Raw genomic sequence first — 15,834 nt, 5'->3', positions numbered from 1 at the left:
TGCCCCCGCAACCACTCTTTCCGATCCGTTGAGTTTTGAGATATAGACTCGACGGATTCGCGAAACAAGAGAAAAAGTTCGGGGACACTCCTCAAAAAGAGGAGACGGCATTTCCGAGTTTTAATTTTTCCTGACTTTTCAAGAATTTAGACAACAAAAAACCCGCTGTTGGCGCAGCGGGTTCTTGAGAAGGCTTAAACTGCCTCAGTCGACAAATCTGAGTTCCAGTTTAGGTAACGGGATCGCTTTGTCAAGTGCAAATGCGAGAGCAAAACTCCGCCGATACCAAACATGACATCCCTTCAGATACACACGCAAATTCGCAAGGTTGCAGCACAGTCCGCACCTGTCGGAACATCTGCAGTTGCCCGCTGGCAATGGGTGCAGAACGAGATATTCGATCACGAGGATCTCAGCACATCGGAGATCTGCGTTGCCGTTGTCTTGGCATCCCATGTCAATGACCGGAGCCAGGACTGCTTCCCGAGAATTGAAACCATCGCCCGCGAGGCCGGGTTGTCAGAGCGCAAGGTGCGCCAAGCCCTTGCGCGTCTTGAACAGCTTGGTCTGATCCGACGCCTGGTGCGGTGTGCCGGACGGTTGCGCAATCGCAACGCCTATCAGCTGGTCGGACTGGGAGCCAAACCGGCATCTGGTTCCATCAAACCGGCATCAGATTCCGGTATTAAACCGGCAGCAGGTGCCGGTTCTAAGAAGAACACGGATAAAGATGATAACACGGATGAGAAGGAACAGGTCCATGCCCATGCCCATGCCACAACCGGCACGGGGGCTGTCATCCTGCCTTCCGTCGATGATCAATGTCTGATCCTAGCAAGGGAGTGGCAGCGCCTTTGTGCTGATCCCTGGACGCTGGCCAATGCCTGTTTGCGCGTAAATGAGGCCATTGAGCGTGTCGGGTTTGATGGCGTCCGGAAAGCATTGGAAGATGTTAAACGACGCGGAAAAAGGCCCTCACGGCTTGGCGTGCTGGATATTCTCGATGGGTTGGTTCCTGAAGCGTCTGTGTGGGCTGTTGAGAACGTTTCCCCGGCTATCTGTGATCCCACTGATCCACCGGAATGGCACGAGATAAGCCAGGTTGTCGCTCAGGCAGATATTCCCGGTTGTCGCAATCCGCGTATCTGGCTGTCGCAGATCCGGGCGGTGCTGACGGGCAACACAATCGACTTAAAAGCCCGGAACCGATGCGTACAGGATATGACCCGTCATCATTTAATGGCGGTCATTGAGCCCGTTGCTGAACGTCGGGGTTTGCAGATCGGAGCTGTGTCATGCGTGAGCTGATAGCGTCCTCTGATCATTTTCCAGCGTCGTTTGAAGTCCGGCTTGAGGTGTTTCGTCATCAGGCGGCTGGCTTGTCGCGCATCCGACGCTGGAACGGTGCCTGTGATGTGAGCGTTGCCCAGCATTGCGTTCAGGCTTGCGATCTGGCGTCCCCGGAGGCCGCCGGTTACGCCCTGATCCACGATATCGAGGAGTTTGATACCGGCGATATCACTACGCCGGTCAAGAATACCATGCGTTCGCTTGGCATCTGGCAGCGCTTTGAGTGCGAGATTGTCTTGCCTATCAGGCGACGGTTCACGTTACTGGCTGGTCTGAAATGGCCATGGCCGGAAGGCGTGATCGGGGAAATCCACGAGATAGACCAGAGGCTCAAGGCAACCGAATATCGCGATTGTGTCGACCTGTCGCTGGTCAGGTTATCCGCCAGGGATATTGTGGAGCCCTACCCGGATTATATGTTGCCGTGGAGTGCGACCAAAGCAAAGAATGTCTTTATGGAACGTGTGCAAGACGTTTTACCAAGCTTGGTTATGTGCAATGCTAGCGATGAGACGGACCGGCAGGATTTTGCCGGATCTCATCCAGAATTGTTCGCAAGACACCCGATTTTGGGTAACAGCGGTTCTTAAAAGATTGACCGCAACTCTTTAATCCGCTGAACGAAAAATTTTTTGGAAGAACAAATGAGCCGGTATGATGAACTTTCCACTTTTCTTAGTAGTCGGAACATTTGCACGTTGAAGATGACGTTTCGTGAATTGGAGGATCTGCTTGGATTTTCATTACCAAGCAGCGCATACAAGTATCAAGAGTGGTGGGCCAACAATCCAATTCCCGGCAGGCAATCTCACTCTTGGCTTTCTGTCGGATGGAAAACAGAGAATCTCGACGTGGCCGGACAGAGTGTATCGTTCCGCCAGATAGGGCATAAGCAATCCGCTGACCGGAAGCAGGAGCGAGACAAGACCGCAACGCGCCCCCAGATGCAGTCAGTACCGAGTTCATCAAATGACTTGCCCATGTCCGTCCAGGTCTCGGTTGAGATGAAGTGGCGCTATCTCGGCCCATTGACGCTAGATGCGAATGGCGATGTCGTGTTTCCTTCCGCACCGACTGTACCTGGCCTTTATCGGTTTCGGTTGATGGATAACGACGACGCCCATCACTATATCGGGGAGACAGCCGGGTTACGTCGCCGCTTCCAGCACTACAGGACTCCAGGGCCGTCTCAGAAAACTAACATTCGTGTCAACGCTCTGTTCAAGGAGCATCTGGGTTCAGGCGGTTGCGTCGAGGTCGATATCATCGTTGACGGGGTGAAATTATTGGTTGGAGGCACGATGGTTGATGCCGATCTGAATGACAAGGCTTCACGTCGGTTGTTGGAGAATGCCGCTTTGGTGACCGAAGGTGGCACCGATATCTCTACGCTAAATCGTTGATTAGTGCCGTTCCGGCTAAATCATCAGCAGTCAGAGATAGTTGGTCGGCGTTTCGACCGCTGAACAAAATTGTGCTTGGACGTCTTAGTTCTCAGTCAATGCTGACAATGAGAAACAAAACTGCTGAATGAGTCTTTTTGGTCGTTTGACCGTAGCGAATTATTTCGGTAGGAAGCTAAAATCTGTCTTATGACGTTGGAAATTTGACTCTCAAACGGGGTGGCGGTCAGGAAGAAAGCCGTTTGTCGGCTGCGATGATCGCTGGAAAATCGAACGTCACCTCGCATCTTCCATCCCAGCACTCCTCGATATAATTCCAGACGGCGTGAATTGTCAGCCTGTCGATGATCTGGCGCAGAGGGATGACGGCCTCCGGATCGCGCGACCACGTCTGTAACTTTGCTATCAGTTTATTGTGACGACCTAGAATGCGGGCGATGCTTTTGGGGAGCGATGTCTCTGCAAGATCCCGTTCACATCGCGAAATGTCGAGTTTCAAGCGGTGAATCTGTTCTGATTTGTCGTCGAAAAATGCGCGGATTTCGTGAGACCTGGCATCAGGACCCAAGGCATCAATTACCTTGTTCAGGCCTGTACGTATATCCTCAAGCTCTTTTCTCAGTCGTTTGATCTCGAGTTCAAGTTTGGACCGCCTCTTTACCATGTCTGCATTGTCGAAATGCGCCATGATCATGTCCTGGTCAAGCGTGCTGATTGCCTTGATCACCATTGCGATAACCTCGTCATAATTGAGGCTCCGGTTGGGGCAACCTTTCGTTTTGCAAGAGTAGTGTCGTGCATAGGTCGCGACAATCTGTTCGCCATGCTTGCCGCAATAGAGCTTGCCGCCAAAGACCGCATTTGCGCGTTTGCCGGTGATGGCCTGGTTTCGTCGCCATTCCCGGGAACGGTTAATGGAGACTTTGCGCTTCTCCTCTTCTGTCGTGACTTTCGGGGTCAGCTTGCGTTCCCGTTGCCTGGACGAACGTTGATCAAGGGCTCGTTGTACGTTGGCAAACAGGTTTTCATCGACAATGGCCAGTTCGGGTATCGGCACTGTTACCCATTCGCTTTCCGGACGCATGATAGAGACTCGGTTGCCGGTTTCCGGGTGTTTGCGATACTGCATCTTATTGAACGTTATGGTGCCGTTATATAGCGTCTGACGCAGCAGGCCGGTCTGGCGGACAAAAGAACCGACAAGCGTTGTCGGGGCCCATTTCCCGCCGTTTGGTGCATCAATACCTCGTCGATTGAGGTCTTCACAGATATGTTTGAGTTTCTGGCCGGAAGCATATGCAGCGAAGATATCGCGGACGATTGCGGCTTGTTGCGGATTGATCGTTCGCTTGCCGCGTATAGGCTCGCCTGCTTCGTCAAGTGCGTGCACCAGATCATAGCCATAGAGCTTCCCGCCAGGTACGCCGCCACGCAGGACGGCGGCAATAACGCCTCTGTGGGTTTTTTCGGCCAGATCCTTGAGGTAGAGCGCATTCATTGTGCTTTTCAGGCCAATATGGAGCTCGTTGATCAGCCCTTCGCTGACAGTTTCAACCGGGACACCGAGGAAGATCATTTTCTTGAAGAAATTGGCCGTATCTGCCTGATCACGGCTGATACGGCTTAAATCTTCTGCGATGACAACATCAAACCGACCGTCAAGCGCGCCAATCAGCAAGGCATTGATGCCGGGGCGGTTTTCGATGTGAGCTCCGGACAGGGCCTCGTCGCGATATACCTCAACAACATCATATCCCTTGAAACGGCAAAATTCCTGACAGCGACGGATTTGATCTTCTGAGCTCGTCCCTTGTTTGTCTGTCGAGTGACGAGCGTAAATTCCAGCTCTCAAGGAAGCCTCGTATTCTGGTTATGTTTTTATGATCGGTGAACAGGTCGGTTCAGGAAGGAAGGACGGGGGAACGGCCTCAATGCCGTCGTCTCTGCCAACTGACCCATTCCGGCATGAAGGTGCCGATACCTGGAGCAAGGATCTCGGCAATGATTTCGTCATTGAAATCGGTTTTTTCGAAAAGCTGGCGGGCAACGCCCTGGAACTTGTCGTGGGTTATTCGGCCTTTAACCAATGAACGGTTTTCTTCGAGCAGGCTGATTTTGTCACGAAGAGCTTCGATCAGTTCCTGCTGGTCGGTGCCTTGTGCTGACAGTGTCGTCTCAGCATGATATGCGCCGGTTTTTCGGATGGATGGCAGGACTTCGGATGTTACCCACTTTTTGAACCGCTTTGCTTCAGGCTTCCTGCTTCGAAGGATCAGTGAATAAAGCCCGCTTTCATTGATGATCAGCAAATTCTGATCACCGCCAGCGGTCCCCACAATGTGTGTACCCTTTTCGTCTTCATCCAGATTTCGCAAACCGTTTTCTGCATCCCTATAACCAAGTGCTTTACAGACATCTGTGCCTACAGCCCAAATCTGACCAGCAATTTCGATGGCACGAAAATCGACGTTATCGAAGTTAAAGGTAATGATTTCGCTCATTTTTGACCCTTTTCTGTCGATGATACGTTTTCCGCTGTGGTTGTAGAAACGCATCTGGATTCTTTTGATTACTCGACCGGGTTACTGCTGCGCAAGGATAAAAACGCATCCTCTCGGAAGAATAGGTTTTATGAAAAATGTAGCGATAACAGTGCATTGCATGGGAATGCATAAAAGTGCACAAGATTGCACGAGAATGCAAAAGATTGCATGATGGTGCACGAGATGGCACAACTTTCACCTGTCGTGCTGGGGGCAGGATAGGTTTGGTGGGCCCACCAAACAGCCCAAACGGGCTTCCTGCTTATTCGCATGGCGGTGCCATGCTCAACGAACCATAGTTAAGTTCTCTCCCGTGTATTGAGGATTGTGGGCGTGGGAATAGAATACACCTATGAAGCGAATCTGGTGAGGACGCCCATTCGTTAGAAATCGGAGACTTGCAGGGTTATGTCGACGGCGAGGTGGAATGAAGATTATTGACAACACAACCGAGCTTCTTGGTGACGATGTAAAAGGAACCATCGATCAAGGATCTCGTCTGAAGATCGCCGCGTCCTGTTTCTCGATTTATGCTTTCGAGGCGCTGAAATCAGAATTGTCAAAGATCGAGAGTCTACAGTTCATTTTTACCACTCCGACTTTTGTGCCGACCGAAGCGGCGGGCCGCGTGCGCAAAGAGGTGAAGACATTCAGACACGGGTGGACCGGCTGGGGGCAATCCGTGTCAAAACGCGGGAGCTTGAGTAGATCAAGACCCGGCTTATGCAAGAAAAACAATACAACAAGCGCGTGGTTATAAATGCCAAGTTGCGCAAGGCCAAACGGGAATTGGCCGAATTATAATACGGTTGGAACGATAAAGTATCATGAACAAGGAATGCTCTTATGAAAATAGATTTCTTTGCCAAAGCAACCGACGTAGTACTAGAGGTCGAAGTAAAATCTGAGAAAGCGGGGCAATTCGAGGCCCGATATAAAAAAATAACTGGTTCTAGCCCCAAGATTGGCACGGGGTACCAGCATCAACCGAATAAATGGGGCGAAGAAGTTCGGGTGTATTTCAATACTGCTGTAAACATGCTCGATGATTTCAAATCTCTCGGAGTATACGTCGAGAAGGGGGCGAGGCCCTATCGAAAGCGCTGGCGTTATAGAACGAATGATAAAGACTTCTTCTGGTCGCTCGTTAAGGCTGGATATCGGCTTGGCGAAAACTAAAACACTGACCACGGAAAGCAAACTGAGGGTAAAAAGTGACGATAAAAAAACTTGAATTGAGAACCTCTGAGCTGTCTCGGGATATTACAACTCAACTTGCCAAGTTAGTGCCAGAACTTGTGACGGAAGTCAGGAACGAGAGTGGCGAAATTGAACAAGCTATTGATTTTGATCTACTGAAGCAGCTCCTTGATGGACAAGTAACAGAAGGTATACGAGAGCGGTACCATCTCAATTGGCCCGGAAAAGCCGCGGCACTCATTGAAGCCAATACATCTTTGGAAAAAGCCGTTCGTCCATCCGAAGACGATAGTTTGTATTTCCAGAGCACTAAGAACCTGTTCATCGAAGGGGATAACTTAGACGCGCTAAAGTTGATCCGTGAGAGCTATCTGGGGAAAGTTGATATGATTTATATTGATCCCCCATACAACACGGGAAGTGACCTAATTTACAACGATCAATATAAGTTGGGTGCGGACGAGTATCTCGAAAGATCGGGGCAGGTTGATGGAATGGGAGGTAAGCTGGTAGCGAATTCTCAAACCAACGGTCGCTTTCATTCTGACTGGCTATCGATGATGTATCCTCGGCTACGAGTAGCCCGCCAACTCCTCTCTGATCGTGGGCTTATTTTTATTTCAATTGATGACAATGAGCGCGCAAACCTACAGAAGCTTTGTGAAGAGGTCTTTGGAGCCAGCAATTTTTTGGGCTGTTTTGTTTGGAAGCGTCGTAGTGGCGCGATGGATGCTGTGACCAACCTCAGTGAAGATCATGAGTACGTTTTGGTCTACTCTAAGGCACAAGCCACCCTTAAAGGTGTTGAGAGAACATTTGAGAAGTATAAGAATCCGGACAAGGATTCTCGGGGCCCTTGGATTTCAGACAACCTCAGTGCAGGAAAGCCAGGGGGTGATACATACTATTCGATAACAGACCCAGACACTGGAAACGAGTTCCTTCCTCCAAAGGGAAGATACTGGCCTTATAGTCGCCAAACCATGGCACAAAAAATTCGCGAAGGCCGCGTCATATTTCCAAAAAGCCAGACCGGCACTCCGATGCTGAAGCGCTTCGCGTCTGAGGCAATGAAACCCACGATACCGGTATCGTCTTGGATTGAGCGCCCCACTGGCGGGGGGGGGCAAAGCACAATCGTTTCTCCAATGAATAGTTCTGCAACTACAGCGTTGAAGAATCTTTTCGGGAGTAAGCTATTTTCATTTCCTAAGCCGGTTGAATTATTAAAAGCACTTATAGAGCAAGGGGCAGCGAAAGACGCACTGATTTTGGACTTCTTTGCAGGCTCAGGAACCACTGCTCAAGCAGTTTTCGAATGTAATGCAGCTGATGGTGGGAACCGTCGATGTATTCTGGTTCAGTTGCCCGAGCCAATTCACGACGATACAGAAGCATTTAAAGAAGGCTATGAGAACATTGCAGACCTTTCTAAAGAACGTATACGTAGAGCTGGTGCAATGGTTCTTGAAGGTGAATGCCATCCCAGCTGGAATAAGGATGTTGGCTTCCGCGTCCTAAAGATTGATACGTCGAACATGCGGGACATTTATTATCGTCCTGACGAGGTCAAACAGGCTGACCTACTCACCGCTGTCGACAACGTCAAGCCAGACCGCACGGCTGAAGACCTGCTATTCCAGGTGCTCGGGGATTGGGGTGTCGACCTGACACTTCCCATCCGTCGCGAGACTATGCAGGGCAAAACTGTTTTCTTTGTAGATGACAATGCGCTGGTCGCGTGCTTTGACACTGGCATCAACGAGGACTTGGTCAAGGAATTGGCCCGGCATGAACCGCTGCGCGTCGTGTTCCGTGATAACGGCTTCGTATCGGACGCGGTGAAGGTCAACGTCGAACAAATCTTTCGTCAAATTTCTGTCACGACAGAAGTAAAGGCGATCTAAATGCCATTAATCACGGAAATTCGACATGTCGTTAGGTCTGAACGCTATGCGATCTATGTGGACGGCCAATACTGCACTAGCGTAAGAGCTAGAACTTTTCCAGCGCTAGGACTATCGGTTGGGAAAGAGATTTCTTGCGATAAAGTTATCGAGCTTGAGAAGTTTCATTGGAAACACAAATATGGTGAGCAAGCTTGGGAGAAGGAGAAAATTCGAATTGATCGTGTGACGAACATTATCGAAACCAAGTTTCCAAGACTTAAAGTGTCTGTCATTGGTTTTGGGGCTGATTCGAACGAGTTCTTGGCAGAACATCCAGATGATTCTGGAAAGCCCGACCTTTTGATAGAGGGGCGAGACACTGGTCGAAAATACTGCATGCTTGAGGTGTCAGGCACGGAATTTATGCGCGGCAATAGTTATTGGGTGCGTCCAGACAAATTAAGTTACGCACAGAAACATCCAGCAGAAGATGTGTGGGTCTGCCTTCATTACAGCCAGCCATCTGAAAAACTCATTTTCATTAGACCAAATCCAGAAACTGACTACAGGCCGTCTGAGAAGGAAATTCGAGGCTCAATTGAGCATTATGTTGAATTTTCAGAACATTCTGACGAGCATAAGAGCGCCGATGAGTTCTTTGACTACCTGCTTTCGAAGAGATATCCAAAATGAGGGAGATTGCGGGAAAGATGAAGCTCAAATTTAAGGTCCAGCCCTATCAGACATGCGCTGTCGATTCCGTTGTGGATTGTTTTTCCGGTCAATTGATGGCCAGTGGTCTCAACTATCGGATCGACCCGGGCAGCAAGGCGCAGACCAGCGCGTTCGAAGAAGGCTTCAAGAACGCCGATATTGCTCTTAGCGATAAACAGGTTTTAGCAAACATCCAAGATGTACAGCGTCGTCAGAACCTTCAGATAAGTCAAAGCCTTACCGACTTCACCGTCGTCAACGCGCGTGGAGAGCGGACAATGGCGCCTGCGACATACACCCGCGATGCGCTGGCCGCGAGCCGCTATCACTTCGACGTCGAGATGGAAACCGGGACCGGCAAGACCTATTGCTATATTAAGACCATGTTCGAAATGAACAATCGCTACGGTTGGTCGAAGTTCATCGTGATGGTGCCGAGTATCGCTATCCGAGAGGGGGTCTATAAATCCCTTCAAGTCACTGCCGATCACTTCGCAGAGACATATGGTAGTAAGGCGCGGTTCTTTATATACAATTCCAAGCGCCTGCACGAACTGGAGAGCTTTTCGTCGGACTCTGGCATCAACGTCATGGTGATCAACATCCAAGCGTTTGCTTCTCGGGGAACAGACAACAAGCGCATCTATGACGAACTGGATGATTTCCAGTCACGCCGTCCCATCGACGTGATCGCCAGCAACCGCCCTATCCTCATTTTGGATGAACCACAGAAAATGGAAGGCAAGGCCACCATGGAGGCCCTGCCGAAGTTCAAGCCGTTGATGATCCTGCGGTATTCGGCAACCCACAAAACGCAGCACAATAAGATCCACCGTCTTGATGCGCTTGACGCCTATAACCAGAAGCTGGTGAAGAAGATTGCCGTGCGTGGTATCCATACGCGCGGCCTAGCCGGGACGAATGCCTATCTCTATCTCGAAGGGATCGACATTTCGAAGAAGGCGCCCGTGGCGCGGATCGAGCTGGAGGTGAAGCTGAAATCCGGTGAAATCAAGCGCCAGCTCCGTCGGTTGGAGTTCCGCGACGACCTGTTCGTGGAGTCTGGCGATCTGGACCAATACCGTGACGGGTTCACCATCTCGCAGATCGACTACAACCACGACACCGTGGAGTTCACCAACGGCATGGTACTGAAGGCCGGGGAAGCAATGGGCGACGTGTCCGAGCGGGACATTCGTCGCATCCAGATTCGTGAGACGATCAAGGCGCATCTCGATAAGGAAAAGCAGCTCTTCGCCGAAGGTATCAAGGTGTTATCGCTCTTCTTCATCGACGAGGTGGTCAAATATCGCGACTACGATCAGGCTGACGAGAAAGGCGAATATGCGCGGGTGTTCGAGGAAGAATATGCCCTTCTGAAAGACGAATACCTTTCCGAGCAGGCAATCGACAATGAAGCCTATCGTAAGCATCTTGAAGGTATTGATGTGGGCAAGACCCACAACGGTTATTTCTCCATAGACAAGAAAAACAATCGCTTGAAAGACCCGAAAGCCATTGCACGGGGGGAGAGTGCGGGACTATCGGATGATGTCGACGCCTATGATTTGATCCTCAAGGACAAGGAGCGACTTCTCTCGTTTGACGAACCAATCAGGTTCATTTTTTCCCATTCTGCCCTTCGTGAAGGTTGGGACAATCCCAATGTTTTCGTCATGTGCATGTTGAAGCACAGCGACAACACTATCTCCCGTCGTCAGGAAGTAGGGCGTGGGCTTCGCCTCTCTGTTGATCGTCATGGTGACCGTATGGATAATCCTGCCGTGGTGCATGACATCAATATTCTGACCGTCGTGGCGAGCGAGAGCTATCGCGACTTCGTCAGCGGCTTGCAGAAAGAAATCTCGGAGACGCTTTCTGCCCGACCTCGGCAGGCCACAGAAGCCTATTTTACTGGCAAGACGGTCGTCACGGACACTGGTCCTATCAAGGTTACATCAGCCATGGCAAAGCAGCTTTATCGTTATCTGGTAAAGTACGACTATACCGACAAAGCTGACCAGATAGCTGCGTCCTATCATGAGGCCAAAGAGGCCGGAACGCTTGCCGATCTGCCGGAAGACCTAAAACCTCATGCGGAACAGATTTACCAGCTGATCGACAGCGTCTTCAGTGATGCGCAGTTGCCAAAAGTCGAGGATGGTCGCAAGCCCAAAACCAACCCCTTGAACGCAAATTTCGAGAAGAAGGAGTTTCAGGAGCTTTGGGCGCGGATCAACCAGAAGGCCGTCTATCGGGTCGATTTTGACTCTGACGAGCTTGTCCGGAAATGTATCAGTGCCCTTGATCGCCAGCTTAGTGTTACTCCCTTGCAGTACACCGTGCAGGTTGGTGAGCAGCTCGACGACTTGACTGATGACCAGCTCAAGACGGGCGACGGCTTCAAGGTTACCTCCACGGCGACCAAGCAGGGAGGTTCAGTCCATTCGCTGGTCAAATATGACCTTATCGGAAAAGTCGCAGAAAATGCTCGCCTCACACGGGCGACCACAGCGGCCATTCTGACGGGTATCGAGGCCAGTGTATTCGGGCAATTCAAACAAAACCCGGAACATTTCATTGCCGAGGCCACCCGCCTGATTGCTGAGCAAAAGGCGACGATGATTATCGAGCGCTTGGACTATGACGCCGTCACAGACCGTTACGGGGCGGATATTTTCACGGCGAACCAGACCGGTCAGGATTTCTCCCGCGCCATGCGTATGAAAAACCATGTCCATGACTATGTGGTCACCGATTCTGACGTCGAGAGACGTTTTGTTAAAGAGCTGGACACCAGCAGTGAAGTAGTCGTGTACGCTAAGCTACCGAGGGGCTTTCTCATCCCAACGCCGGTTGGGGACTACAACCCGGATTGGGCAATCTCGTTTAAGGAAGGCAGTGTTAAGCACATCTACTTTGTTGCGGAAACAAAGGGTTCCCTGTCGTCCATGAAGCTCCGGGAAATAGAGCGCACAAAGATTGAATGTGCTCGAAAGTTCTTCGATGAAATCAGTGAAGGCTCCGTCGGAGAGCGCGTGAAGTACGACGTCGTAACCGACTACGCTAAACTGATGGATATTGTGGGAGGGGAGGCTGCATGAACACGGGCGAAATACGCCTGAAAATATTTCAGATTCATCGTGGACGCTGTGTGCTGGCGACCTCCCGGGAGGAGGGGGTGCTAAATGACAGGCGTTTGTAAGTATCAGTTGTTGTCGCCGGTTTCCGCAGGCGAGAGTTCCGACTTGTTGGCTAACAAATCGCCGGAAGATGGGCTTAGAAGAACCCAGGCGCTTCTTGCAGATTGGTTGCGGATGGAGAACGTAGTCGTGCTGACGGCAGCCGGATGTTCCTCTGGTGCTGGCGGCAGACTGATGGCTGGCCCGAAAAGCAACAATCTTGAGTGCCTTGTCCTTGATGCCGTTGAGAAGTGTGTTTTACCGAAACGAGCGGATGCAATCCTCAAGCATCGTAAGTCCCAATGGTCTGCCGAAGAAAACGAGGGGCCTATTGGGTTCGAGGATTGGTTGAGCTACCTGTTCAATGCGTCAGGTCTAACAAAGTCGGACAAGTCACCCGTTGAAGCGGTGGTATGGAAAGGTAATTTGCCAGAGGGAGAAGTTGCACCTCTAACAGTTCCCGCAGATCATATACTCGCATTGAAAGGTCTGATTGAGAAGGCAATTTTTGCCGAATGCGCGCTTCAGATTGATCATGGAGAACTTTCGGGAGAGGCCAGCGACAAGTCCTCGGGACATATTCCTTTCCTCGCGAAGCTCGTTGCCCGTGATACCAATCTTGGCCGTACGCATCTCTTTACACTGAATTATGACACCCTGTTCGAGCAGGCGCTGGAGGAGCTAGGAATTCAGTATTTTGACGGCTTTTCCGGTAAGGCCAGTTCTCGGTTTGACCCGGCGGTATATGGTCTGGATATCTACTATCCTGGCGATGTGGCCGAAGGGCGGGTGCGCCGTTTTGATAAATTCCTCCAATTTTATAAACTTCATGGTTCGCTCCATTGGTATGTTGATTCTGACGGAGTCTATCGAGCTCGTCATCGCGACCTTTCTTTTGCCGGTAATTACAGGAAACAAGCGCTGGAAAAGAAAGCAGAACAGCTTCAGTCCAACGAATATTCTTCGATCAGTTCCTTCGGCATATTGCCGACTTCGCAGAAGTTCACTCAAACGTTGGATATGCCCTATGCGCATTTGTTCCGGTTATTCCATGCTCGCCTAAACCAGCCGCAAACTTTTCTGCTTGTGGTTGGCTATGGCTTTGGTGATGACCACGTCACACGGATCATCGAGACTGCATTGATGAACCCGTCCTTGGTCATGCTGGTTGTGGAGCCGAACCCACAGAGTAAAATCGTCGATAGAATTCGCCGGTATCAGAGCCTTGGACAAAGGGCATTTGTTCTGACTGAACGCCTTGGAGATGGGGAAGCCTGCTCGTACAAGGTCGCAACTTTTGCCGATTTCGCGCAAAATATCATGCCCGATGTGAAATGGCTGGACGATTACAAACGTCTTCGGTCCTTTGAGGAGCAAATTCGTAAAGTGGAAGACAAGGAACCAGAAGTGTCGAAAGGCGCTACCTGATGGAGCAACCGCGCGTTATAGGCCATGTTGTAGCTGTCAGTGGCTTCAGGCTGAAGGTCGAACTATCACCTGATTCCAAGTCGTCGTCGCGTGCCACGCCTGACGGGGTTCAGCGAGCTGTGGCAATCAACTCATTTCTGACGTTCGATCTCGGTGCTGGTACCCATGCAATCGGGAGCCTTTCTGACCTAGAAGCGCGGGAAAGTTATGATCCGACCCGCGACAATGAGCTTTCGCTGGAATTGATGAAGCCACGTCGTATTGCTTCGGTTCAGTTGCTTGGCACCGTGCGACAATCAGGAAATGGGAAATGGAAGTTCGATACTGGGATCACGGTATTACCAACGCTCGATACGCCAGCCGAAGTTGCTAACCCAGATATACTCGCAGGTGTTTTTGAACATCCCCCCCTTAGAAATCGTCCTCAAAAATGGGCAGATGGTGAATTCGATTTTGCTCTGGAGTTGGGGCATCAGACTGGTGACGAAAACACCAGGATAAGTGCGTCGTTTAATGACTTGTTCTCGCGACCACTTGCAATCGTTGGGAACACAGGTTCCGGAAAGTCATACACGGTTGCCAGCTTACTTCGCAGCGTCGTTGAAAATGAACATGTCAGTATTGTGGATGAGAATGGGCCACATATTTTCATACTTGATATAAATGGCGAATACGCAAATGCGTTTTTGGATGAAGACGCGCGAAATTATATTCGGGAACCGAATGAAGCTTACATTAACGGCAGAAAGCTTGCAGTCCCAATTTGGTTGATGAATTCTGAGGAGGTGTGCGAGTGGTTGAGTGCTTCAGAGCAGACACAGCAACCGGTGTTAAAGGCTTGGTGGGCCTTTCTAAAAGGCCGTTCAGAGCAAGGCAGTCCTACTGAACTCGACTTTCTAGGGGAAGCGCTCGCATCGATACAGCAAATGTATCCATTGAGTCAGCTAACCAAGAATATGGTTCGAGCAAGATGTCTTGCCGTCAAAAGTTTTCTTTCGTCCACAGATATAGATTTGGATACGCTGAGGGAAGCTATACGTGCCTATTTTGTTAAGGACGAGAAAGGACAGGAAAAAAATTTTTATGCTGAAACAGTAACTAATCCAATGGAGATTGATGCAGCTCTTCGACCATTGATCTCCGAAATTGAGAAAAGAATATCGGCAATCGCAACAGACGAGCAGACAGTGCACAGTGGGGACACGCCCTCGTATTTTTCGAGAGGTTTGTTGAGCAATACGGCTACGCTTGCATCGGCTGCCTCGCATGAAGAAGCGTCTCAGATAGATCAGCATCTAACCACTTTGCGCATGCGTTTGAAGACGAGGCTTGCTGATCGACGCTGGTCAGTTTTTACGAACTACGATCAAGTGGGAATAACTTCAACACGAGCATGGTTTGAAAGCCTTGGATTTGTTGTGGGAGGTTCAAGGGTGTCGATCTTGGATCTGTCGATGTTGTCCCATGAGGTACTACCTTTCATATGTTCAGTAGTCGGGAGGGTGTTATTGGAAGCTAGAGAAAAGCTTCCTGCCAGTCAGCGCTACTCCAACCCTTGGGTTCTTGTTCTCGAAGAGGCACATAATTACGCGCGACCTGTCAGGCAGGGCGAAGACCGGGGGCAGGCGCTTTCACGAAAAGCCTTTGAAAGGGTTGCAAAAGAGGGGCGCAAGTTCGGTTTGTCCTTGATAGTCGCCAGCCAAAGACCAAGCGAAATCAGTCCAACAATAATTAGTCAGTGTGCAAACTTTTTCTCACACCGTCTTCAAAACCCGGATGACATTGATCACTTCAAGCGCATTATACCGAGACAGGCCCAGCGTCTTTTGGATCAAGTGACTGTGCTTGCCTCAGGGGAAGCTATTGTTTTTGGGAGTGCTGTTCATATCCCAACCCGAGTTCAAATCAAAAGGCCAAAATATGAGCCATGGAGCGCTACAGCCGCACCGTTTGTAGATTGGTCTGGTGGCAATGCCTTCCCACTAATGAGCGTTATTGAAAATTGGGGGATAACGAACGAAAGAAATCCTGCTGGTATCGCAGCCGAAGCAGATCATTCAGATACGCCTTTGGGAGATAGCGATGTCGACGATGAAATCCCTTTTTGAATTTTTTAAAGCCTGAG

General features: G+C 50.3%; 12 protein-coding genes. 10 read left to right on the top strand and 2 right to left on the bottom strand.

Translation table 11 applies throughout. The annotated features are described in order from the left end of the window. The first annotated feature begins 291 nt into the window (after positions 1-291). Genes AUQ43_RS01265 through AUQ43_RS01255 form a run of 3 tightly spaced genes read left to right on the top strand, consistent with a single transcriptional unit; the run spans position 292 to position 2,753 of the window. Complete coding sequence (locus AUQ43_RS01265) at positions 292-1,308, top strand: helix-turn-helix domain-containing protein (protein WP_062953821.1); 1,017 nt, start codon at positions 292-294, stop codon at positions 1,306-1,308. Continuing rightward, positions 1,296-1,940, top strand: coding sequence for a hypothetical protein (locus AUQ43_RS01260; protein WP_062953820.1), 645 nt, complete (start codon positions 1,296-1,298; stop codon positions 1,938-1,940). Before AUQ43_RS01265 ends, AUQ43_RS01260 begins: the two co-directional genes overlap by 13 nt. Positions 1,941-1,994: 54 nt before the next feature. Next, the gene (locus tag AUQ43_RS01255) at positions 1,995-2,753 is read left to right on the top strand and encodes a hypothetical protein (protein WP_062953819.1); all 759 of its coding nucleotides are present in this window, start codon (positions 1,995-1,997) and stop codon (positions 2,751-2,753) included. A gap of 226 nt (positions 2,754-2,979) precedes the next feature. Here the strand turns inward: AUQ43_RS01255 and AUQ43_RS01250 are convergent, their stop codons facing one another. Both AUQ43_RS01250 and AUQ43_RS01245 read right to left on the bottom strand, forming a co-directional pair. Next, on the bottom strand, positions 2,980-4,605 hold the full coding sequence (locus tag AUQ43_RS01250; RefSeq protein WP_084271938.1) for a recombinase family protein: 1,626 nt from the start codon (positions 4,603-4,605) through the stop codon (positions 2,980-2,982). A gap of 76 nt (positions 4,606-4,681) precedes the next feature. Next, positions 4,682-5,254 carry a Bro-N domain-containing protein gene (locus AUQ43_RS01245; protein WP_084271940.1) on the bottom strand — a complete coding sequence of 191 codons (573 nt, stop codon included), beginning with the start codon at positions 5,252-5,254 and terminating at the stop codon, positions 4,682-4,684. Between the two features lie 469 nt (positions 5,255-5,723). On the opposite strand from AUQ43_RS01245, the gene AUQ43_RS01240 reads away from it, so the two are divergent. From AUQ43_RS01240 to AUQ43_RS01210, 7 genes are all read left to right on the top strand, one after another. Further along, positions 5,724-6,056 carry a hypothetical protein gene (locus tag AUQ43_RS01240; protein ID WP_062953816.1) on the top strand — a complete coding sequence of 111 codons (333 nt, stop codon included), beginning with the start codon at positions 5,724-5,726 and terminating at the stop codon, positions 6,054-6,056. Positions 6,057-6,142: 86 nt separating this feature from the next. Then, a complete protein-coding gene (locus tag AUQ43_RS01235; protein ID WP_062953815.1) occupies positions 6,143-6,475 on the top strand; it encodes a hypothetical protein in 333 nt (110 codons plus the stop codon). Positions 6,476-6,510: 35 nt separating this feature from the next. Beyond that, positions 6,511-8,403, top strand: coding sequence for a site-specific DNA-methyltransferase (locus tag AUQ43_RS01230; protein ID WP_084271937.1), 1,893 nt, complete (start codon positions 6,511-6,513; stop codon positions 8,401-8,403). Beyond that, a complete protein-coding gene (locus AUQ43_RS01225; protein ID WP_062953814.1) occupies positions 8,404-9,078 on the top strand; it encodes a hypothetical protein in 675 nt (224 codons plus the stop codon). It abuts the gene before it with no gap. Positions 9,079-9,095: 17 nt separating this feature from the next. Continuing rightward, entirely contained in the window at positions 9,096-12,203 is a 3,108-nt protein-coding gene (locus tag AUQ43_RS01220) for a type III restriction-modification system endonuclease (protein ID WP_062953822.1), read from the top strand. Positions 12,204-12,287: 84 nt separating this feature from the next. Next, on the top strand, positions 12,288-13,709 hold the full coding sequence (locus tag AUQ43_RS01215) for an SIR2 family protein (protein WP_062953813.1): 1,422 nt from the start codon (positions 12,288-12,290) through the stop codon (positions 13,707-13,709). Next, entirely contained in the window at positions 13,709-15,817 is a 2,109-nt protein-coding gene (locus tag AUQ43_RS01210; RefSeq protein ID WP_084271936.1) for an ATP-binding protein, read from the top strand. The genes AUQ43_RS01215 and AUQ43_RS01210 overlap by 1 nt, the downstream gene beginning before the upstream one ends. Positions 15,818-15,834: the final 17 nt, after the last annotated feature.

The organism is Thalassospira sp. MCCC 1A01148 (assembly GCF_001613795.1).
Lineage (GTDB): Bacteria > Pseudomonadota > Alphaproteobacteria > Rhodospirillales > Thalassospiraceae > Thalassospira.
The sequence above is the reverse complement of the archived record's forward strand: the minus strand, read 5'-3'. Positions and strand labels throughout refer to the sequence as shown.

Bases quoted from the DNA above. Each gene is read 5' to 3' on its own strand.
- AUQ43_RS01265 (WP_062953821.1), top strand. From the start codon at position 292: ATGACATCCCTTCAGATACACACGCAAATTCGCAAGGTTGCAGCACAG.
- AUQ43_RS01260 (WP_062953820.1), top strand. From the start codon at position 1,296: ATGCGTGAGCTGATAGCGTCCTCTGATCATTTTCCAGCGTCGTTTGAA.
- AUQ43_RS01255 (WP_062953819.1), top strand. From the start codon at position 1,995: ATGAGCCGGTATGATGAACTTTCCACTTTTCTTAGTAGTCGGAACATT.
- AUQ43_RS01245 (WP_084271940.1), bottom strand. From the start codon at position 5,254: ATGAGCGAAATCATTACCTTTAACTTCGATAACGTCGATTTTCGTGCC.
- AUQ43_RS01240 (WP_062953816.1), top strand. From the start codon at position 5,724: ATGAAGATTATTGACAACACAACCGAGCTTCTTGGTGACGATGTAAAA.
- AUQ43_RS01235 (WP_062953815.1), top strand. From the start codon at position 6,143: ATGAAAATAGATTTCTTTGCCAAAGCAACCGACGTAGTACTAGAGGTC.
- AUQ43_RS01225 (WP_062953814.1), top strand. From the start codon at position 8,404: ATGCCATTAATCACGGAAATTCGACATGTCGTTAGGTCTGAACGCTAT.
- AUQ43_RS01220 (WP_062953822.1), top strand. From the start codon at position 9,096: ATGAAGCTCAAATTTAAGGTCCAGCCCTATCAGACATGCGCTGTCGAT.
- AUQ43_RS01215 (WP_062953813.1), top strand. From the start codon at position 12,288: ATGACAGGCGTTTGTAAGTATCAGTTGTTGTCGCCGGTTTCCGCAGGC.
- AUQ43_RS01210 (WP_084271936.1), top strand. From the start codon at position 13,709: ATGGAGCAACCGCGCGTTATAGGCCATGTTGTAGCTGTCAGTGGCTTC.